A 19493-nucleotide genomic window follows, 5' to 3' on the forward strand; every position below is an offset into this window, starting at 1 on the left:
TCAATGTTAGTATGTTTGATTGTCATGAGGTGATGAAATACAATTTTTGTTATTATTCATAATAAAATAAGGAACGGGTTTTTCCCGTCCCTTTTTACATTATAAACCACATTTTAATTGCGCTCCGCAACTTGTGCACGTGTTGCAGCCACCGATTTCTTCGACCGTTCCTTCACGGCATACCGGGCAAATGTTGCCGACTTCTGAACCGATCGTGACGTCCGTTGCGCGTAAATCTGGAATCGTTTCAACAAGCGCAACAGCTCGTTTTTTCGGTTCTTCTGGAAGGAGCTCCAGTTGTTCTTCAACCGCATGTTCTTCCGCTTTTAATGTTAATACTTGCGCATCGCGGCTACCGTCGACATAGACTGTTCCACCTTTTGCGCCGCCTCGCCATAACCGCTCGTACACTTTTTGTACTTGCTCAACCGTATAGCCGCGCGGGGCATTTACCGTTTTCGAGAGACTTGAATCCACCCAACGTTGAATAATGCACTGGACATCGGCATGCGCTTCTGGCGATAAGTCCATGGCGGTTACAAACCAATGCGGCAAGTTGTTCGGATCCGCTTCTGGATGTTTATCTAAATATTCTTGAACGATATCCGCCTTCACTTCAATAAACTTGCCTAGACGGCCGCTTCGATAATAAGAAAAGGAAAAATATGGTTCAAGTCCTGTGGACACGCCGATCATTGTCCCTGTGGATCCAGTCGGAGCAACCGTTAATAAATGCGAGTTGCGAATGCCGTATTTTAAAATATCTTGGCGAATATCGTCCGGCATTTTTTTCATATAACCGGTGTGAATAAACGCTTCGCGCAATTTCATCGTTTCTTCTTCCGTTTCGCCAACTAAAAACGGAAAGCTTCCTTTTTCTTTCGCAAGCTCAATCGACGCACGGTATGCCGTTGTCGCAATTGTTTTAAACAGTTCGTCAACTAACTGATTTCCTTCTTTCGAACCGTACTCTTTCTCGCAATAAATGAGCAAATCAGCTAAGCCCATCACGCCAAGACCGACGCGGCGCTCCCCAAGCGCTTGCTTTTTATTTTCCTCAAGGAAGTATGGGGTTGCATCAATAACGTTATCTTGCATACGGACACCGACTTCAACCGTCCGCTTTAATTTTTCATAATCGACAACTTTCTTCTCCTTATCCACCATATTCGCCAAATTAATTGCAGCTAAATTGCACACAGAATAAGGTGCGAGTGGTTGTTCACCACACGGATTTGTTGCGACTACTTTTTGTCCGTACGCTCTTGCATTCGTCATGTCGTTGGCGTTGTCGATAAAGAAAATGCCTGGTTCTGCAGAATACGTTGCGCAAATGTTAATGAGCTTCCATAGCTCTCGCGCGCGAATTTTTCGATAGACGCGAACGCGATAGCCCATTTTCTCCCATTCGCGCACATCGCCGACTTCGTGCCATTTTTCGTTGTAGATGCGCATTTCTTCTTCTGAATACGTTTCAACATCTGGGAAGCGCAATTCGTATTCTTCATCGTTTTCTACTGCCTGCATAAACTCTTTCGTTAAGCAAACAGAAATGTTCGCTCCTGTTAAAAAGTCCGGATTGTGCACGCTATACGTACCGCCTGTCCGCAACTTTTCTTCCGCGTCTTTAATAATTTTTTCGCTAAAACCCCCGTATCCTGGGATGTTTTTATAGTTGACGATTCCTTGATACATCGCGCGCTCTTGTTCAGTAAGTGGCGTAAACTTTAATTTTTCTCTCGCTGCTTTTTGAATGCCTTCATCCTCTGTATTTTCAAGCAAGTAGCGCAAAATGCGCGGATTTTGCATTTTTGAAATAATAAATTCAATAATGTCCGGGTGCCAATCGGCTAGCATAATCATTTGAGCGCCACGGCGCGAGCCACCTTGTTCGACAAGATGGGTTAGTTTTGCAATGTCGTCTAGCCATGACACCGATCCGGACGATTTTCCGTTCACTCCGCGCGCGAGTGTATTGCGTGGACGAAGGGTCGAACCGTTCGTTCCGACACCGCCACCGCGGCTCATAATTTCCATCACTTGTTTTCGATGTTCAGAAATGCCTTCGCGAGAGTCTTTCACAAACGGCATGACGTAACAGTTAAAGTACGTCACTTCTGTCCCAGAACCTGCTCCGTACAGTACGCGTCCAGCTGGAACAAAATTCAGGCTGACGAGCTGTTCATAAAACTTTTCAAACCACTCTTTTCTTTTTTCTTCTGTTTTTTCAACAGCGGCTAGCCCGGTTGCGTTCCGCTTTGCAATTTGCTCATAAAAAATTTCAAGTGGCTTTTCAATGACATCGAGCGAGCGAACAACAACGCCTGTTTTCGCTTCGTCTCCTTCCAACACATGACGATACTCTTCTTCAACGAGCACGTGTGCTTTTTTATTTTCCCAGTCCAACTCAACGATAAATCCAAGGCCACGCGCTGGAAACTTCGGATCTTCCTTTACCGTTAAAACGACAAAGTCCCCAACGCTTAACGTCAACATTTCCGTATCTTTAAACGAATAGCGATCAAGCATCACTAAACGCGACACACCCTTATATGTAATGTGCATCTCAGGGGTAATCGGGTGCACTTGTGGAAAGAGACGAATATCTTCGTTCAACTTGTCCACATTCACCGTCATTTTTTCAGAAAACGCAACCGTCATTTTTTTACCTCTCCTCTACCAACATAATCTTACTATATTAAACTACCATATATCGACAACAATAATCAATAAAAAAATCAATATATAGTATGATTTTTTAAAAATCACATACTACATATTGATAATTAAGTCAAGCATTTTTTATTTGTCAAGAGAAAAATTTACCGTTTAAAATTCCATTCATCTGTTTCGTATTTGTTTTTCGCTAGTTGCTGAACGTAGAAAAGCTCATCATCTGTTAATTCATATCGTTCAAGCTGAACATTTAACCCTTTTTCAAATCCTTTGAAAAACGCTTCTTTTGCCTCATTGATCGTAATGTTTCGATCCGTTAATTCATTAATGGCGACTGCTTTGTTTTTAAAGTTTTGCCTTAATCGTTCTTTCACTCTTTCATTCGGATACTTAAATAGACTAAAGAGCATGTCTTCGTCTAAATCTAATAAAATCGATCCGTGTTGTAAAATGACTCCTTTTTGCCTCGTTTGAGCGCTTCCTGCCACTTTTCTTCCTTCGACAACGAGCTCATACCAAGACGGTGCATCAAAACAAACAGCCGAGCGCGGATTTTTTAAATCTGCTTTTTCTTCTTCTGTTTTTGGCACCGCAAAATACGCATCAAGCCCTAGAAAGCGAAATCCTTCTAAAATGCCTTGTGAAATGACACGATACGCTTCCGTCACCGTTTGTGGCATAGCTGGATGCGATTCAGACACGATAACGCTATACGTCAACTCTTGGTCATGAAGCACACCGCGTCCCCCGGTTGGACGTCTAACAAAACCAAGACCATACTTTTTGACCGCTTCCATATCAATTTCTTTTTCCACTTTTTGAAAATAGCCAATCGAAAGCGTCGGTGGATTCCAACCGTAAAACCGAATCGTCGGCGGAATTTTTCCTTCGCTATGCCATTCTAACAACGCTTCATCAAGCGCCATATTAAACGCTGGAGAACAATTGCCTGAGTCAATAAAACGCCATACTTCTTTTTCCATCTACTCCACCCTTTCCTCTATCATTTTATAGTGTAACAAACATAATAAGTCAATGGAAAATGCTTTGCTTCTTGCCTAAAACATTTATATAATAGACATGGCAACGATGAAAAAAAGGAGGGGCATCATGACAATCGCTCTTATTATTCTCGGAGCAATTATTGTGTACGCGGTCATTACATACTTTTACCAAAAGCGAATCGTTCAAACGTTGACGGAAGAAGAGTTTCGCGCAGGCTATCGAAAAGCACAACTCATCGATGTTCGCGAACCCGATGAATACGCGGCAGGTCATATTTTAGGAGCTCGTAACATTCCGCTTTCTCAATTACGTTTACGCATGAAAGAATTGCGTAAAGATCAACCAATTTACTTATATTGCCAAAGCGGAATACGTAGCAGTCGCGCGGCACAAATGTTGTATCGCAACGGCTATCGGGATTTATACCATTTAAAAGGCGGATTTAAAATGTGGACAGGAAAAGTAAAGAAAAAATAAGGTGCCAAGCCTACACGCCTGGCACCTTTTGTTTTACTTCTGGTAACGCAAAATTGGTTTGCGAGCAGCCGTCGTTTCATCTAAACGTTTGACGACCGTTGTATGTGGCGCTTCTTGGACGATTTCTGGCGTTTCTTCCGCTTCTTTTGCGATTTGAATCATCGCATCAATAAATGCATCAAGCGTCTCTTTTGACTCAGTTTCGGTCGGCTCGATCATCATGCACTCTTCGACGATGAGCGGGAAATAAATTGTCGGTGGATGGTAGCCGAAATCAAGGAGACGTTTCGCAATATCAAGCGTACGTACCCCTAATTTCTTTTGTCGCTTTCCTGACAAAACAAATTCGTGTTTGCAATGACGGTTGTATGGCAAGTCGTAATACTCAGCCAATCGGCGCATCATATAGTTGGCGTTTAATACCGCATATTCTGTCACTGCTTTTAAGCCATCTGGCCCCATCGAACGAATATACGTATACGCACGAACGTTAATGCCAAAGTTGCCATAAAACGGCTTCACACGCCCGATCGCTTGTGGTCTATCGTAGTCGAAATAGTAGCCGTTTTCTCCCTTTTCCACCGTTGGCTTCGGTAAAAACGGAATGAGATCCGCCTTCACGCCGACAGGACCTGAGCCAGGGCCACCGCCACCGTGTGGACCGGTAAACGTTTTATGAAGGTTTAAATGCACAACGTCAAAGCCCATATCGCCAGGGCGTGCTTTGCTTAACACCGCATTCAAGTTAGCCCCGTCATAATACAGCTTTCCGCCTGCAGCATGCACAATTTCTGCCATTTCTAAAATATTTTCTTCAAAAAGACCGAGCGTATTCGGATTGGTGAGCATTAACGCTGCGGTATCTGGACCGACAACGCGGCGTAAATCGTCTAAGTCAACAAGCCCTTCTTCGGTCGATTTCACCGTCACCGTTTCAAAGCCGGCAACCGTCGCCGATGCAGGATTTGTTCCGTGCGCCGTATCGGGAACGATGACTTTCGTTCGGTGATAGTCGCCGTTTGCTTCGTGATAAGCGCGAATCATCATGAGTCCTGTCCATTCCCCATGCGCACCTGCAGCTGGCTGTAGCGTTACCGCGTCCATTCCAGTAATTTCTTTTAAATGCTCTTGTAAGTCATACATTAATTCAAGCGCTCCTTGCACCGTTTCTTCCGGCTGAAGCGGATGGATGTGAGCAAATCCAGCGAAGCGAGCAACATTTTCGTTTATTTTCGGATTGTATTTCATCGTACAAGATCCAAGCGGATAAAAGCCGGAATCGACCCCATGATTGCGCTTGGACAACGCTGTATAATGACGCATAATATCAAGCTCCGACACTTCTGGAAGCTCGGGTGCTTCTTGACGAATGTAATCGGTTGGAATGACTTGCGCAACATCGATGGCTGGCACGTCTAGCTTCGGTAAGCTATACCCAATTCGCCCTGGCTTACTTAATTCAAAAATAAGCGGTTGGTCTTTATGCATGACAATCCCCCAATTCTTTTACAAGCGTGTCGATTTCTTCTTTCGTGCGTAGTTCCGTCACTGCAATTAACATACAATTTTGTAGTTCTGGATAATCACGCCCGAGATCATAGCCACCAATGATTCCTTTTTCCAATAGCTTTTTATTTACTTCTGCTATCGGTTTGTTCATGCGGATGACAAACTCGTTGAAAAACGGTCCTGTAAATACGACATCAAATCCATGATTAACAAACGCCTCTTTTGCATAGTGTGCTTTTTGAATATTCATCGTTGCCATTTCTTTTACCCCGTTTTTACCAAGCGCAGTCATCGCCACCGACGCTGCAAGCGCGTTTAACGCTTGGTTCGAGCAAATATTCGATGTTGCTTTGTCGCGGCGAATGTGTTGCTCGCGCGCTTGTAATGTCAAGACGAAACCTCGGCGACCTTCTTCGTCTGTCGTTTGTCCGACAAGACGTCCCGGAATTTTGCGCATGAGCGCTGATTTCACCGCAAAATAGCCGCAATGCGGGCCACCAAATTGCGTTGGAATACCAAACGGCTGCGCATCGCCAACGACGATGTCCGCCCCGAATTGGCCTGGCGGCGTTAATACCCCTAATGCAAGCGGATTGCTGGCGACAACGAACATTCCTTTATGCGCATGAGCGATTGGCTCGATCTCTTTTAGCGGTTCGATTTGTCCGAAAAAGTTCGGATATTGTACAATGACACATGCCACATCTTCGTTCATTTCTGTTTGAAGGGCGTCAATATCCGTTACACCGTTTTTGTACGGTATTTCTACTACCTCTAGCCCAGGACCTTTCGCATACGTTTTCACGACGTCGCGGTATTCTGGATGCACCGCGCTTGATAACAACACTTTTTTCTTTTTCGTATGCGCCGCGCTTAATAACGCTGCTTCTGCTAGCGCTGTTCCACCGTCGTACATCGATGAATTTGCCACATCCATGCCTGTTAGCTCGCAAATCATCGTTTGAAACTCGAAAATGGCTTGCAATTCCCCTTGCGAAATTTCTGGTTGATACGGTGTATATGCCGTATAAAACTCGGAACGTGAAATGACGTGATCCACAATCGTCGGAATGTAATGATCGTACACCCCTGCCCCTAAAAACGACGTGTGTGTCTTCATATCCGCATTTTTTGCCGCTAATGCCATTAATTCTTTCATTAACTCCGGTTCTGATTTTGCCGGCTTAATGTTGTACTCTCCTTGAAAACGGACGCTTTCCGGGATGTCAGAAAACAATTCATCAATGGACTGTACCCCGATCGTTTGTAACATTTGCTGCTTATCTTCTTCTGTCATCGGCAAATAACGATGAAGCATAACTCTCTCTCCTCACATTATTTTGTACGCTTGTAAAACGGTGTTGCCACCACTCTTGCTTTTAACCGCTTCCCACGAACGTCTACTTCCACTTCCGTACCAAGTGACGAAAACGCAGTAGAAATAAGCGCTAGTCCGATATTTTTTTTAAGCGTTGGCGATTGTGTTCCGGTCGTGACGAAGCCAATTTGCTCATTGTTGACATACACCGCATATCCGTGACGCGCAATGCCTTTGTCAATCATTTCGATTCCGACAAGTCTCCGTGGCGCTCCTTCTTCTTTTTGCTTCTTCAATATTTCTTTTCCGAAAAAGTCGACATCTTTATTCGTTTTTACTGCAAATCCAAGCCCTGCTTCGATTGGGGTAATATCTTTGGCCAGTTCTTGTCCATATAGCGGCAAGCATGCTTCAAAACGAAGCGTGTCGCGTGCACCGAGCCCGCATGGAAGTACCCCTTCTTCTTTTCCTGCTTCTAAAATGGTGCGCCAAAGCGTTGGGGCATCTTCTGCTCGACAATATAGCTCAAATCCGTCTTCTCCTGTATATCCTGTTCGGGACACAAGCGTTTGAACTCCTGCAACATCAACATGATCTGCAAAAGCGAAAAACTTCATCGTAGATAAATCGACCGTCGTCAATTGCTGTAATACTTTTTCTGCAAGTGGGCCTTGTAGCGCAAGTTGTGCAATATCGTTTGAAATATTGACAAGTTCGACATCCCCAACAACATGCTCAGAAAGCCAAGCAAAATCTTTCTCAATATTGGCAGCGTTTACGACAAGAAGATAATGATCGTCCGCTTTTTTATAAACAAGTAAATCATCAACGGTTCCCCCATCTTCATAACACATCAACGTGTATTGGGCGCGACCGTCCGTTAACTTCGCAACGTCGTTTGTCATCATTTTTTGTAAAAAAGCAAGACTATCTTTTCCTTTCACTTCAAACTCGCCCATATGGGACACATCAAATAACCCTGCACGCGTTCGTACAGCTTCATGTTCTTCTTTAATGCTAGAAAATTGCACAGGCAACTCCCAGCCACCAAAATCAATCGTTTTTGCGCCATACTCTGCATACAGAGGAAATAGCGGTGTTCTTTGTAACATATGCTCCCTCCTTGTTCATAAAAAAAGACAGACGACCCCCATATTGTCATATGGTAGTCTCTGTCCTTTCACCTGAAAGTTTCCCTAAGAGTAATTAGGTGTCCTCGTGGGTGGTTCACGTTTGTGAACGCTCTCCAGAGCTGCGTCAAACAAGAGTTCTTTTGCCTGAGAGATTCGTGTTGCCACTTGCTCCTTCGGCGCTACGTGCTGTAGTCTCTCCCCTTGTTCTCATCCGCCCGTATACAATTGTCGTTTTTGTGCCACACTACGTGTAAACACACCAATGAAACAATTTTACAAACTTTCTTACGTTTTTTATTATCTTATAACTTCTCATTTGTCGCAATACCTTTTTATAAATAAAATACGTAAGTTTATTTAGTTTTAAACAAAAATGTTCGGAAAATGAGGGATGCTTGATGAACATCACCATGCATTGGGAGAGAAGCTGGAAAGATGAATTTGCCAAACGTATTGAACGTGACGGCCCGTGGTCAAATTGGGAATTATATGAGTTGGCGCTTGAAGCAACGAAATCGTTAGCTATCCCTCAATTTGATGGGCTACAAGCGCCAAATCATTTACCACATGTCACCATTTTACCCCATCAATACGACGTTGCCCGTCAAGTCGTTGAACAAATGAACGGAAAAGCCATCTTAGCTGATGAAGTTGGACTCGGGAAAACGATTGAAGCAGGATTGATTTTAAAAGAGTATATGATTCGTGGACTTGTGCAGAAGGCACTTATTCTCGTTCCAGCCTCTCTCGTGTCACAATGGGTGCAAGAATTGAACGAGAAATTTTTTATTCCTGCTGTTGCCCAAAGGAAAAGTTACGTATGGGAACAATGTGACATTGTTGTTTCATCCATTGATACGGCAAAAAAACAACCACACCGAGACATCATTTATGGACAAACGTACGATATGGTCATTATTGACGAAGCACATAAGTTAAAAAACAATAAAACAAAAAACTATGAATTTGTTCAAGGACTGAAAAAAAAGTTTTGTTTGCTATTGACAGCAACACCGATTCAAAATCGTGTAGAGGAAATTTTTCATCTTGTCTCTCTACTGAAACCAGGACATTTAGGAAATGCCGAACAATTTCAAAAAAAGTATGGAAAATTGCGGACATTACACGATGATGCCCATTTAAAAGAGCTCATTCGCAAAGTAATGATTCGTCATCGTCGCCATGATACAGGTATTGAGTGGACAAAACGGCACGTTGAAACGTTTTTTATTGATTTCTCGGAAGCGGAGCGAAATGTATATGAAACGATTCAACAGTTGAAGACTCATTTTTCAGATACATCGCTGTCACATATGACATTGTTGCGTGAAATATGTAGCAGCAAAGAAGCGCTTTTTTGCACGCTAAAGAACATGCTTGAACAAAAACCGCATCTTGAAACGACAATCGGGGCATTGTTGCAAACAATGAACGACATCACCGACCACGCAAAAGCGAAAAAAGCGTTAGAACTCATTCAAACAATAAACGATAAAGTTATTGTATTTACAGAATACCGCGCCACACAGTTGTACTTGCAATGGTTTTTTAAACAACATGGCATCTCTTCTGTGCCGTTTCGCGGTGGATTTAAACGAAGTAAAAAAGATTGGATGAAAGAGTTGTTTCAACATCGCGCGCAAGTGTTAATCGCGACTGAAGCAGGAGGAGAAGGAATTAACTTACAATTTTGTAATCATGTCATCAACTACGACTTACCATGGAACCCAATGCGTCTTGAACAACGAATCGGGCGCGTCCACCGTCTCGGACAAACGAAAGATGTCCACATTTATAATTTTGTCGTGCGCAATACGGTCGAAGAACATATGTTTACGTTATTGTACGAAAAAATTCAACTATTTGAACGAGTCGTTGGTGAGTTAGATGATATTTTAATGAAATTACAATCTCCTACATTTTCAAATCATTTAGAACGTATAATCGCCCAGTCCAAAAGTGAAGGGGAACTAAAAATTAAAATGCAAAATTTTGTAGAAATTTTTACGAACATGGGGGATAGTGTCCATGCAGCAACATGACATTCAATCTTTTCTCGAACGTTTTTTTACCGCTACCCATTGCCCAATTTTAGAACGTAGTGATGACCACATACGCGTTCAACTTACCGTCGATATGGATAAACAATTAATGAATCGTCCTTTTTATTGGCATTATGTTGAACGCATCGGAGCCATAGGTGAACCACTGCAATTATCGCTTATGACGAGACAATCAGCTACAAAAGAAGGGGAATATATTCATTTCGGTTCACCGCGGCTTCACCAAATTTTTTCAATCGCCAAAATGAACGGTCGATTCGTTCGCCTTTATGAACAAGTATGTGAACGTTCTGTTGCGCTTCATCCGTGGCTTCATACAAACATATTGCTCTCTTATGAGTGTGATCGAAAACAAGATCGTTTATTATCGTTAGGTATTCATCTCATTAGTGGAACGATTATTGAATCATTTTACGACGTGTTAAAAGAAAAACAGTGGGCGGCAACAGTCCCTGATTACTGTTTTACCATTTCTCCACTTATTAAACCGCTGAGCGGACTTGCCCGGCTTGAAGCTTTTGTGGAGCGTCTCATCTCCTCTGAAACACATCATTGGGCGGATGAAGCGCGAGCACGCTGGAAAGAAGAACTAGCATTATTGCAACATTTTTACGAAGGCGTAGAGGAAAAACGAGAAGAATATGAAAAAGAAAAAGAAGCATTGCGACAAAGGTACGAACCGAGAATTCACATATCCATTATCAATGGCGGATTATTTTATTTGCAAGCGAAATAAGGCTGACATAAGCCTTATTTTCGCTTGAATAAAAGGATAACAGCATACGGAATGACGCCGAACCAGCGATATAAAAACGGTTGCTTTTGTTGTTTTTTAAACTCCTTTTTTTGTTGTCTTTGTTTTTTTCGTTCGTCTCTCGGTTGGTCTAAATATTTTACGACTTGTTCGGTCATAAATTTCACATAATCGTTTCCTGCCATCGTTCATCACCTCGATGCTAGTATCGTCAAAAACGAGGTGTTTTAAGCAAGGAGACGATGTTTTCTACGATGTCATCTATTGTGCGATTTGTTGTATCAATGGTCATATGCGCTTCTTGATAAAACGGAAGACGATGTTCAAATAGCTGTTTCATTTGCTTTTGTTTATTTCCCATCAGTAACGGTCGGGTCTCATCATCAGCTAAACGCCGAAACAATTCATGTAGCTCACAATGCAAATAAATGACGATTCCATGCTCGCGCATAAATTGACGATTTTCTTCTTGAATGACAATCCCGCCACCTGTTGTAATAATCACATGTTCCTTTGGAAGCTTCTTTAATGCGTCTCGTTCATACGCTCGAAACGTCTCTTCCCCCTCTTCTGCGAAAATCTTTGTAATCGTTTTTCCGACTTGCTGTTCAATATATGCATCTGTGTCGATCACAGGCAATTGCAATACTTCTCCTAAACGTCTACCAACTGTCGTCTTTCCTGCTCCCATAAATCCTGTTAAATAAATCGCTTTCATGTTCCCTCTCCCTTCTAGTATACTTCTCGCCACACTGATATGTTGTTTGTTGAAGCATTGAATTGAAATTGGGCGTCGTAACGAAATTGTACATTCGTTATGCACGATACAGTTACAGACCATACATCAGGCTCAATACGTGTTGCACGATATGTTGCTTGCCCATGAACAAATGAAACCGTTTGGGTTAATAATGACACGTTTTCTGGTGTACTGGCAAGCGTTTGTTTCACATAAATAAGCGCTTGTTTCATTAAGTAATCTGCTTCGTACCATTTCTTTTCTTCTTCAAAAAATTGTATTTCTGTATGATACAATGCAACAGCATGCAAAAAAAGAGCGCTCATGAATAACGCACACATGACGGTAAAGGGAAAAACAACTCCCCGTTCATGTTTCAAGCGAACGAAAAGATGGAATGAACGCTTCATATGCATCCCCCTTGTCTGTCAATACACGAATACGGATGCCTGCTCCCTCTTTTTCATATGATATTTGTTGAATAAACTGAAGCATAATTTCATGACCGGTATCATTCACACGTCGACGAATGATCGTTCCGTACTTTTCATACGTTACGCGCTCCCCTGTCCATTTATCGAATTGAATCGTCGTTCCGTATATACGAACATCTTTCGATTCCCTTAGTTCCATTTTTGCTTGTTGAATAAAAACAAGCCATTCAAAATAGTGAAAGTTTCCGCGTTTCGCTGTATAGTTTACTGCTAGATGAAATGCGGGTGTCAATAAAGATAAAATGATGAACAAAACGGTAAGAGACATGAGTATTTCGATTAATGTGAATCCTTTCTCTTTTTGAATCATTGTCCTAACGACTCACATCTTTCTTTTGTTCGTTTCAACCTATCTTCCCAGCGCACACATTGCTCATTTGAACGCATAAACAGTGAAAATGTATGTGTACCTCGCACCACGACCGTTTCGTTTCCAATCTGCTCGTTCATCATCACCTCATATAAAATTTGATTGGCGATCGTTTCCGCTTTTTTGTTTTCTCGCTCTATCATAATGATTGTCCAATGAGCGATGATCATAACGATTACCCCGCTCCACACACTAAGCGAAATAAGCAGTTCAAAAAATGTAAAACCGTTACAATTTTTGTACATACAATCGCCCTTTCCCTAATTGAAAAACGATTTTATATTTTTTGCTTCCATACGCAACAAGCAATGTTCCCGCCTTATTGATATTGCCATTTGGATAATAAAACAACGGTGGAGATAGTGTAGCCATTTGAAATTGAAAAGGGGAAGGGAAGGAACGAGCGATTAATTCCTTCCCAAACGTCCCACCTTCTTTCACTTGATAGCGACATGTATCGAAATAAAACATAATCGCTACCGTCTTTTTTCGGCTGATGGCATATTGTTGAGCGTATAACATATCGTTACTAAACTGTTCTAAAAAATATTGTAACTGCCGCTCAGCTAACGTTTGTTGAAGCGGTGGAACGGTAAAAACCATGATCGTTGTGACAATAAAAAGAACGATCAACATTTCGACGAGCGTAAACCCTCGTTCATTCACCTTCTAAAACGTCTCCTTCATTTGTAATAACAATCTCTTTTCCATTTGGGCAACGGTTGCTCTCAATATATTTTCCATCTACTAATTGTTGCACAGTCGGGATTGTACCGTGCTCCATTTCGTATGCTTTCACTTGGGATTGAACCATTTTTATAAAAGCCGAACACCCTTTGTTGTTAATCATGCTGTTATGTTTTGTCACATTTGGGATCGTAATTAAAATTAAAATTGTGATAACCATAAGCACAATTAACATTTCAATTAATGTAAACCCTTTCTCATTTCGCATATACATCCCCCATTATATGTGATTTAACAATTGAAAAACGGGCCATAGCATCGCCATATACATGAGAATAACGAAAATACCAATAAAACTAAGCAACAAGGGTTGGATGAGATATACAGATTTTTTCAACCGGGTTTCAAGTTTTTGCAATGAAAACTGACTATAATGCAATAATTCTTGAACTAATTCTCCATTCGACTGACCGTGACGAATGACGAAAGGTAGTTCCTTCTCGTAATATTTCCGCTGTTCGATGATTTCATCTAATTTTTCACCTGCGCATAGCTGTTGTTTCATCAATTTCGCTTCCTCTCTCAGCAATGGAAGGTGAGATTGATGCTCAAAAATTTGGATCGCCTCATAAATCGATAGTCCCCCTTTCAACAAATGGCTTAATTGCAATGAAAATACTTGCGTATGAAAAGAAACGATCCACGAGCGAACAATTGGGATGTTCATAAATAGATTCATTTGTCTATAAATAGGCCATGAACGAACGACAAAAAAGTAAAACAATACGAAGAAAATGAACACGATGAGCGCAATAGAAAAAATGCGAGGAAGCCATACCGCAACAGAAAAAATGAACGTAGAAAAAGCAGAACGAGCATGAAATGAAGAAAGAAGATGAGAAAACTGCGGAGCTAACACTTGTTGAAATATGAAAAACATGGCGATACAAAAACTAAAAAGAAACAATGGGTAGCGTAACATACGCTTCACTTGCTCAACGTAATGTGCCCGCATTTGTCCGATTTCCCCCGCTTCAATAAACCCGTGAGCAAGTTGGCCGTGTTGTTCAGCGAAAAATATATATCCTAAAAGATGAGAATGAAATTGCATGCGTGAAAAAGTTTCATGAATCGGTACACCGGCTCGCAATGCTTGCATGCAATCATCTAAATCTTTTTGTTTTACTACAGGTTGCTGAATTTGTAAAAACTCAATCGCCTGAGCAAGCGAATACCCTTTACTGAGCAATTTTCCAAGTTGGATGAAAAACGAACTTTGCTCTTGTAACGACCAATTACGACGTCGCTTCATCTAACAACCAACTTTCAATGACATGCTCGTGTAAAAAACCGAGCGCAATGCCTTTTTTAATCACATCTTTTAACCGAGTATACACGTATGTCGCTTGCTCCCCTTTCGCTGCCCGCATCGCTTGTGCCAGTTCACTTCCGTATAATAATTCATAAACACCGACTCGACGAACAGGTCGATACTGTCGGCAAAAAGGTGAGCACTCCGCTTCACAAAACGGACATTTCAATTGCACAAGACGTTGGGCTGTCACAGCGACTAACGTTTGCGCCATTTCTTGAAATGGTACACCAAACTCAAGAAGACGATAAATCGCTCCAACCGCATCCTTCGTATGCATCGTTGTTAGCACAAGATGTCCCGTAAGCGCTGCGCGTACAGCTATTCGTGCCGTTTCGGCATCACGAATTTCTCCTACCATAATCACATCTGGATCGTGTCGCAAAATCGCTTTTAACCCTGCAGCATACGTAATGCCAGCTTTTTCGTTTACTTGTACTTGCAACACATCTTCCGCCCGCTTTTCAACCGGATCTTCTAACGTAATGACATTTCGTTGAAAATGATGGCGACATACGTTTAACAAACTGTATAACGTTGTTGTCTTTCCGGATCCTGTTGGTCCTGTGAAAATCATCAGCCCATGGGAATAGTTTAATAGCGCGAGCAACTTTTTTGCGGTCGAAGGAAATAGCGCGAGTTGTTTGAGCGGAAGAAATGAGTGTAGCGGAAGCAGACGGATAACTAAGCTTTCATCATAAATCGTAGGCAATGTCGATAAACGAAGATGGACAGTTGTGTGGGCAACGTTCATTTCCATTGCTCCGCTTTGCGGGCGGCGACGTTCACCAATATCCATATCAGCGAGAAACTTGAAATGAGCAAGCAAACGTTCACACGTCTGTTTTGATAACACACTTTTTGTAACGAGCATACCCCCTAATCGAAACTGAACAAGTGCATCTTGCTTACGCGGAACGATATGAATGTCAGAAGCTTGAAGAATATACGCATCCTCAATAAGTCGATCCGCCAATTGCTCGATTGTTTGCAATGCCATCCCCCTTTCTTTATTTTTCGCCTTGATTATTCAACATCTTTCGTCAAATTCCTGCTTCATTCGCAAAAAATTCAAAAAAAATATTCACCCATAGGGTGAACGTTATGAGACACAAACACGACGATATTTTTTCGCAATGTTTTTTAATGCTGACGGGTTATAGCCGACAACAAGCCGTTTACCACCTGTGACGATCGGACGACGAAGAAGACGAGGTTCTTTTACAAGCAACTCAACAACTTTTGATAAAGGCCAATCCTCCACGTTTTCGCCAAGTTGTTTAAATGACTGACTACGCGTAGCTAAAATTTCATCGATCCCTTCCGTCGTTAATGATAACAAGTGCAATAGCTCCTCACGTGTCGGTGTTTCACGAAATAAATGGCGCTCATGAAAGGCAATATTGTTTGCACATAACCACTTTTTTGTTTTTCGACACGATGTACAACTCGGATGCATATATACAGTCAGCATAGCAACACACTCCTCTCTCCACTTAGTTATACATATTGTATAACATTTGTTTAATATTTGTATATAAATTTGTTTTAAAACTTTGTGAACGTTACAAAAAGATAGGGAAAAAGACCTATATATGCATTTCCATTGTGGAAATACATGTATTATAATGTAAATGAATGAACATATAGGAGTGAGACATAATGGACCAAGTACTGAAAATTACAAGCGTCCTTGCTGATCCGACTCGTTATGAAATTTATCAGTATATCGCTAGAAAACATCAAGAAGTAACCGTTCAAGAAATTGCTGACGCTTTTCATATTCACCCAAACGTCGCGCGTCTTCATTTAACAAAGCTAGAAGATGTAAATATGCTTGTATCGGAAACAAAAAAAACAGGAAAAGGTGGCAGACCGAGTCGATTATACCGTCTATCTGACGATGTGATTCAGCTCCATTTTCCGTTTCGTGACTACCAGCTGTTATCAAAAATTGCAATCCATGCGATGATGAAACTTGGAGAAGCAGGAAAACAAGCGTTGTATGAAACAGGAAAGTTATTTGGTCAAGAACTTGTACAACAACACGTCCAATCGATGCAAGCACTTGAACAGTTAAGTGTGGAAGAAAAAATGGACATTTTACAAAAAGCAGCGGAAGCCGCTGGATTTTATCCGACATTCCATTACAGTGAAAATCAAGGGAAAATTTACTTTGAAATTTTCAACTGCCCGTTTAAAGAACTCGCATTTGCACATCCAGATTCTGTATGTTATATGCATAACGCCTTTTTAAAAGGAATGTTAGAAGTATTATTTACAAACGCTGAACTTGTGACTGAAGAAATTATGCCATCAGGCTGTAATTCGTGTACGTATCAAGCCATTCTAAAAAAATAGAACGTTTACACAACCATTTCGAGTACATTATAATAAGTAAGGGAAACGGTCAGAAAAGGAGGGATACATATGGATCGTATGTTCCGCGTCTTGTCATTTTGGACAGGAATTTTTGCTGTCATGTTCTATCTTGGCCATATGCATACAACATCATTATTGTTCCTCGGCCAAACAGGATTCTTTCTTTTGTTAAGCTACTTAAAATTAACAGAAAGAATGTACATTTACATTTTCGGTGCGTACTTAACGGTCTTTTTTGCCGGATTTACGTACTGGACAACCTTTATGATGGTTCCTGGTATGGGCGAATAAAAAGCGATGAGTGTACCTCATCGCTTTTTTATGTAAAAATAGGAATATTCACGTTTTTTTGTTGCACCATCACATGAAACGCCCTGCCGATATCGCTCATGACTAGCGAGCGAATAGCACGATTATGACGTTGTTGCTCAGAAAACGGATTTGGATCATGGTGGGCAATCAAATGATTTAAAATGCCTGCCTGCAATAAAAATTCATCTTGGCGCCATAAATGAATAAATGTCCACCCTGCTTGTTCTCCATAAAATCGTAACGCGTCCCATTGAATGTGTGTGGTGAGATCCATCTCACCTGGATAACGAAGCACATTGTCGATGAGCTGATGACGATAATAACCGCGCAAGCTCCCACGTTTTCGCGCTGGGTGTTTCCATTCCTCATCCGTATATCCATAATCTACTGTAAAAATGATTGCTTTATCGATTACTTGATCGAGCTGAAAAATAAACTTTTTCATCGCTAACGGAATTTCAAATCGCTGTCCGTCAACGAGCTGAATATTCCGTTCAACGATATATTGAGCAATTTGCTCATTTTCAAGCGGAACACATTTCTCAACAAGCTGATCGTTTTCTACTTCAATAAAGCACTCGTATATGTGACCTTCTCGTTTCTCAATGACATGAACAGGAAACGCATCAAATAGCTCATTGCTAAATACAATACCAGAAAAAGAATCAGAAAGCTCAGCAAAACTGGAGATGATACGAACGTAATCAATAAACGGAGCGAGCGTTTCCGCTTGTTTTTCCCGATGGTACGGACTTGCTTCGATCATTATATATTGTCCTTGTGAAAACGTTTTAGGTGATTGACGTTTCCATTGTTCTAAAACAGCATAAGCAAATCGTCCTGTCCCCCCACCGATTTCACAGATGAGTGGTGGAACATGATGTGTTTCTATCAAGCGAACAAACATATCTGCAAATACACGTCCAATGATATGCCCAACGTTACTCGTCGTAATAAAATCCCCTTCGCGCCCAATTTTTTCTTTTCTTCTCATATAATATCCATACTGTTCATCATACAATGTTAATTCCATATATTGTGCATACGATAAACGTTTATTTCTCATTTTTTCTAACATTTTTTCATTCGCACCCTTTTTCACTATTGACATAGTGTTAAATTTGTTATATTGTTAATGTAGTAGCTTAACTATATCCCCTCCCATTATAGGAAATAAAACATCCCCCAAACCCCCTTCTCTGTATAGAGAAGGGAATTTTTTTGTCTAAAATCCATTTAAAAAAGGGTTTGTATCCATTTCCGCTCCAATCGTTGTTTCTGGTCCATGTCCACATAGCACAATCGTTTCTTCAGGAAGAACAAGCAACTTACGATGTATACTTTGTAACAATTGTTCGTAACTCCCTTCAGGCAAATCTGTCCGACCAATACTCCCTGAAAACAACACATCACCTGATACGATTGCTTGAGCATCTTCGATATAGTATGACACACTACCCGGCGAATGCCCTGGTGTTTCGAACACTTGAAGTGAGAAATCGCCAATCGTCAACGTTTTCTCTCCCTCAAGCAACACGTCAGCATCGTTTGTAGTAATTGCTTCTCCCATAAATAATAAAGAACCATTTTTCATTGGATCAGTTAGCCAATGTTGTTCTTTTTTATGTACATACACAGGAATGGACCACTTGTTTTTTACGTCTTCAACCGCTCCAATATGATCAAAATGAGCATGTGTAAGCAACACCGCAAGCGGCGTCCAGCCGTTCGTTTCAATATAATGAATGAGTTTTTCTCCTTCGCTGCCGGGATCAAAAATTAAACATGTCCCATTTTCATGAACAAGCACATACGCATTTGTTTGTAACGGTCCTAAAGGAATTCGTTCCCACTTCATTTCATTCCCTCACTTTTTGTATATATTCTATCCTCATTGTACATGAATAACATACGTTTTGCACCTCGACAAACGTAACAAAAACGATTACAATGAAAAAGGAATAATCGGTGTACATAAGGAGGGGAAGTTATGCCAACAGGAGTTATTTTGGTTGTGATCTTTACATTAGTTACGTTGCTTGCCGCTTACGGCGTAATCCGTTCGTTGCGCGAGAAAAATTTCCTCGGCGTATTGTTCGGGTTAGGAACAGTTGCCGTGTTCGGTTGGTTTACAATTATGACTGTCATTCATCACGGATATCCAGTTGCCCATTAAAAAGACGCCAATATAGTGGCGTCTTT

Annotated in this window: 23 protein-coding genes and 1 riboswitch; of the genes, 6 read left to right on the forward strand and 17 right to left on the reverse strand. The window is 41.4% G+C overall.

All coding sequences use genetic code 11. From position 1 onward, the window contains the following. Positions 1-99: 99 nt before the first annotated feature. Both BO219_RS05795 and BO219_RS05800 read right to left on the reverse strand, forming a co-directional pair. Positions 100-2661, reverse strand: a complete 2562-nt coding sequence (locus tag BO219_RS05795; protein WP_077428746.1) for a vitamin B12-dependent ribonucleotide reductase — start codon at positions 2659-2661, stop codon at positions 100-102. Positions 2662-2822: 161 nt separating this feature from the next. Then, entirely contained in the window at positions 2823-3659 is an 837-nt protein-coding gene (locus BO219_RS05800) for a lipoate--protein ligase family protein (protein WP_006317987.1), read from the reverse strand. Between the two features lie 127 nt (positions 3660-3786). Between BO219_RS05800 and BO219_RS05805 the strand changes: the two genes are divergently transcribed. Further along, complete coding sequence (locus tag BO219_RS05805; RefSeq protein WP_035019487.1) at positions 3787-4158, forward strand: rhodanese-like domain-containing protein; 372 nt, start codon at positions 3787-3789, stop codon at positions 4156-4158. Positions 4159-4191: 33 nt separating this feature from the next. On the opposite strand, the gene gcvPB is transcribed toward BO219_RS05805, so the two are convergent. The 3 genes from gcvPB to gcvT are packed head-to-tail and all read right to left on the reverse strand — an operon-like array spanning position 4192 to position 8097. Next, complete coding sequence (gene gcvPB / locus BO219_RS05810; RefSeq protein WP_077428747.1) at positions 4192-5646, reverse strand: aminomethyl-transferring glycine dehydrogenase subunit GcvPB; 1455 nt, start codon at positions 5644-5646, stop codon at positions 4192-4194. Next, complete coding sequence (gene gcvPA / locus BO219_RS05815; protein ID WP_077428748.1) at positions 5639-6985, reverse strand: aminomethyl-transferring glycine dehydrogenase subunit GcvPA; 1347 nt, start codon at positions 6983-6985, stop codon at positions 5639-5641. The genes gcvPB and gcvPA overlap by 8 nt, the downstream gene beginning before the upstream one ends. A 17-nt stretch (positions 6986-7002) precedes the next feature. Then, on the reverse strand, positions 7003-8097 hold the full coding sequence (gene gcvT, locus BO219_RS05820; protein ID WP_077428749.1) for a glycine cleavage system aminomethyltransferase GcvT: 1095 nt from the start codon (positions 8095-8097) through the stop codon (positions 7003-7005). 143 nt (positions 8098-8240) lie between these two features. Next, positions 8241-8329, reverse strand: a riboswitch (glycine riboswitch). Positions 8330-8516: 187 nt separating this feature from the next. Here gcvT and BO219_RS05825 point away from each other — a divergent pair. Both BO219_RS05825 and BO219_RS05830 read left to right on the forward strand, forming a co-directional pair. After that, the gene (locus BO219_RS05825) at positions 8517-10160 is read left to right on the forward strand and encodes a DEAD/DEAH box helicase (RefSeq protein ID WP_077428750.1); all 1644 of its coding nucleotides are present in this window, start codon (positions 8517-8519) and stop codon (positions 10158-10160) included. Continuing rightward, positions 10147-10917 carry a YqhG family protein gene (locus tag BO219_RS05830; RefSeq protein ID WP_077428751.1) on the forward strand — a complete coding sequence of 257 codons (771 nt, stop codon included), beginning with the start codon at positions 10147-10149 and terminating at the stop codon, positions 10915-10917. The genes BO219_RS05825 and BO219_RS05830 overlap by 14 nt, the downstream gene beginning before the upstream one ends. A gap of 14 nt (positions 10918-10931) precedes the next feature. Here BO219_RS05830 and BO219_RS05835 read toward each other — a convergent pair whose 3' ends face one another. From BO219_RS05835 to BO219_RS05880, 10 genes are all read right to left on the reverse strand, one after another. After that, positions 10932-11120 carry a YqzE family protein gene (locus BO219_RS05835; RefSeq protein ID WP_004889551.1) on the reverse strand — a complete coding sequence of 63 codons (189 nt, stop codon included), beginning with the start codon at positions 11118-11120 and terminating at the stop codon, positions 10932-10934. 26 nt (positions 11121-11146) lie between these two features. Then, a complete protein-coding gene (locus tag BO219_RS05840; protein ID WP_077428752.1) occupies positions 11147-11653 on the reverse strand; it encodes a shikimate kinase in 507 nt (168 codons plus the stop codon). Between the two features lie 14 nt (positions 11654-11667). Beyond that, the gene (gene comGG / locus BO219_RS05845) at positions 11668-12084 is read right to left on the reverse strand and encodes a competence type IV pilus minor pilin ComGG (protein WP_077428753.1); all 417 of its coding nucleotides are present in this window, start codon (positions 12082-12084) and stop codon (positions 11668-11670) included. After that, entirely contained in the window at positions 12044-12478 is a 435-nt protein-coding gene (comGF, locus tag BO219_RS05850) for a competence type IV pilus minor pilin ComGF (RefSeq protein WP_077428754.1), read from the reverse strand. Before comGF ends, comGG begins: the two co-directional genes overlap by 41 nt. Further along, positions 12475-12783 (reverse strand): competence type IV pilus minor pilin ComGE, encoded by a 309-nt coding sequence (comGE, locus tag BO219_RS05855; protein WP_077428755.1) that lies wholly within the window; start codon positions 12781-12783, stop codon positions 12475-12477. Before comGE ends, comGF begins: the two co-directional genes overlap by 4 nt. After that, positions 12767-13204 (reverse strand): competence type IV pilus minor pilin ComGD, encoded by a 438-nt coding sequence (gene comGD, locus BO219_RS05860; protein ID WP_077428756.1) that lies wholly within the window; start codon positions 13202-13204, stop codon positions 12767-12769. Before comGD ends, comGE begins: the two co-directional genes overlap by 17 nt. Further along, the gene (comGC, locus tag BO219_RS05865) at positions 13197-13493 is read right to left on the reverse strand and encodes a competence type IV pilus major pilin ComGC (protein ID WP_006317959.1); all 297 of its coding nucleotides are present in this window, start codon (positions 13491-13493) and stop codon (positions 13197-13199) included. Before comGC ends, comGD begins: the two co-directional genes overlap by 8 nt. Before the next feature lie 12 nt (positions 13494-13505). Then, positions 13506-14537 (reverse strand): competence type IV pilus assembly protein ComGB, encoded by a 1032-nt coding sequence (gene comGB / locus BO219_RS05870; protein ID WP_077428757.1) that lies wholly within the window; start codon positions 14535-14537, stop codon positions 13506-13508. Then, complete coding sequence (comGA, locus tag BO219_RS05875) at positions 14521-15591, reverse strand: competence type IV pilus ATPase ComGA (RefSeq protein ID WP_077428941.1); 1071 nt, start codon at positions 15589-15591, stop codon at positions 14521-14523. The genes comGB and comGA overlap by 17 nt, the downstream gene beginning before the upstream one ends. A 108-nt stretch (positions 15592-15699) precedes the next feature. Then, entirely contained in the window at positions 15700-16071 is a 372-nt protein-coding gene (locus tag BO219_RS05880) for a Spx/MgsR family RNA polymerase-binding regulatory protein (protein ID WP_077428758.1), read from the reverse strand. A 188-nt stretch (positions 16072-16259) separates the two neighbouring features. On the opposite strand from BO219_RS05880, the gene BO219_RS05885 reads away from it, so the two are divergent. Together BO219_RS05885 and BO219_RS05890 are read left to right on the forward strand one after the other, a co-directional pair. Then, complete coding sequence (locus tag BO219_RS05885) at positions 16260-16958, forward strand: helix-turn-helix transcriptional regulator (RefSeq protein ID WP_077428759.1); 699 nt, start codon at positions 16260-16262, stop codon at positions 16956-16958. Between the two features lie 69 nt (positions 16959-17027). Beyond that, positions 17028-17270, forward strand: a complete 243-nt coding sequence (locus BO219_RS05890; protein WP_004889537.1) for a DUF2626 domain-containing protein — start codon at positions 17028-17030, stop codon at positions 17268-17270. A gap of 28 nt (positions 17271-17298) precedes the next feature. On the opposite strand, the gene BO219_RS05895 is transcribed toward BO219_RS05890, so the two are convergent. Together BO219_RS05895 and BO219_RS05900 are read right to left on the reverse strand one after the other, a co-directional pair. Further along, complete coding sequence (locus tag BO219_RS05895; RefSeq protein ID WP_077428760.1) at positions 17299-18402, reverse strand: class I SAM-dependent methyltransferase; 1104 nt, start codon at positions 18400-18402, stop codon at positions 17299-17301. A 114-nt stretch (positions 18403-18516) separates the two neighbouring features. After that, the gene (locus BO219_RS05900; protein ID WP_077428761.1) at positions 18517-19149 is read right to left on the reverse strand and encodes an MBL fold metallo-hydrolase; all 633 of its coding nucleotides are present in this window, start codon (positions 19147-19149) and stop codon (positions 18517-18519) included. A 132-nt stretch (positions 19150-19281) separates the two neighbouring features. Between BO219_RS05900 and BO219_RS05905 the strand changes: the two genes are divergently transcribed. Then, positions 19282-19467: a DUF2759 domain-containing protein gene (locus BO219_RS05905; RefSeq protein WP_006317944.1), complete on the forward strand. Its 186-nt coding sequence runs from the start codon at positions 19282-19284 to the stop codon at positions 19465-19467. Positions 19468-19493: the final 26 nt, after the last annotated feature.

It is taken from the genome of Anoxybacillus kestanbolensis (assembly GCF_001996285.1).
GTDB lineage: Bacteria > Bacillota > Bacilli > Bacillales > Anoxybacillaceae > Anoxybacillus > Anoxybacillus kestanbolensis_A.

Coding starts and splice junctions, on each gene's coding strand:
- BO219_RS05795 (WP_077428746.1), bottom strand. CDS start 2,661: ATGACGGTTGCGTTTTCTGAAAAAATGACGGTGAATGTGGACAAGTTG.
- BO219_RS05800 (WP_006317987.1), bottom strand. CDS start 3,659: ATGGAAAAAGAAGTATGGCGTTTTATTGACTCAGGCAATTGTTCTCCA.
- BO219_RS05805 (WP_035019487.1), top strand. CDS start 3,787: ATGACAATCGCTCTTATTATTCTCGGAGCAATTATTGTGTACGCGGTC.
- gcvPB (WP_077428747.1), bottom strand. CDS start 5,646: ATGCATAAAGACCAACCGCTTATTTTTGAATTAAGTAAGCCAGGGCGA.
- gcvPA (WP_077428748.1), bottom strand. CDS start 6,985: ATGCTTCATCGTTATTTGCCGATGACAGAAGAAGATAAGCAGCAAATG.
- gcvT (WP_077428749.1), bottom strand. CDS start 8,097: ATGTTACAAAGAACACCGCTATTTCCTCTGTATGCAGAGTATGGCGCA.
- BO219_RS05825 (WP_077428750.1), top strand. CDS start 8,517: ATGAACATCACCATGCATTGGGAGAGAAGCTGGAAAGATGAATTTGCC.
- BO219_RS05830 (WP_077428751.1), top strand. CDS start 10,147: ATGCAGCAACATGACATTCAATCTTTTCTCGAACGTTTTTTTACCGCT.
- BO219_RS05835 (WP_004889551.1), bottom strand. CDS start 11,120: ATGGCAGGAAACGATTATGTGAAATTTATGACCGAACAAGTCGTAAAA.
- BO219_RS05840 (WP_077428752.1), bottom strand. CDS start 11,653: ATGAAAGCGATTTATTTAACAGGATTTATGGGAGCAGGAAAGACGACA.
- comGG (WP_077428753.1), bottom strand. CDS start 12,084: ATGAAGCGTTCATTCCATCTTTTCGTTCGCTTGAAACATGAACGGGGA.
- comGF (WP_077428754.1), bottom strand. CDS start 12,478: ATGATTCAAAAAGAGAAAGGATTCACATTAATCGAAATACTCATGTCT.
- comGE (WP_077428755.1), bottom strand. CDS start 12,783: ATGTACAAAAATTGTAACGGTTTTACATTTTTTGAACTGCTTATTTCG.
- comGC (WP_006317959.1), bottom strand. CDS start 13,493: ATGCGAAATGAGAAAGGGTTTACATTAATTGAAATGTTAATTGTGCTT.
- comGB (WP_077428757.1), bottom strand. CDS start 14,537: ATGAAGCGACGTCGTAATTGGTCGTTACAAGAGCAAAGTTCGTTTTTC.
- BO219_RS05880 (WP_077428758.1), bottom strand. CDS start 16,071: ATGCTGACTGTATATATGCATCCGAGTTGTACATCGTGTCGAAAAACA.
- BO219_RS05885 (WP_077428759.1), top strand. CDS start 16,260: ATGGACCAAGTACTGAAAATTACAAGCGTCCTTGCTGATCCGACTCGT.
- BO219_RS05890 (WP_004889537.1), top strand. CDS start 17,028: ATGGATCGTATGTTCCGCGTCTTGTCATTTTGGACAGGAATTTTTGCT.
- BO219_RS05895 (WP_077428760.1), bottom strand. CDS start 18,402: ATGTCAATAGTGAAAAAGGGTGCGAATGAAAAAATGTTAGAAAAAATG.
- BO219_RS05900 (WP_077428761.1), bottom strand. CDS start 19,149: ATGAAGTGGGAACGAATTCCTTTAGGACCGTTACAAACAAATGCGTAT.
- BO219_RS05905 (WP_006317944.1), top strand. CDS start 19,282: ATGCCAACAGGAGTTATTTTGGTTGTGATCTTTACATTAGTTACGTTG.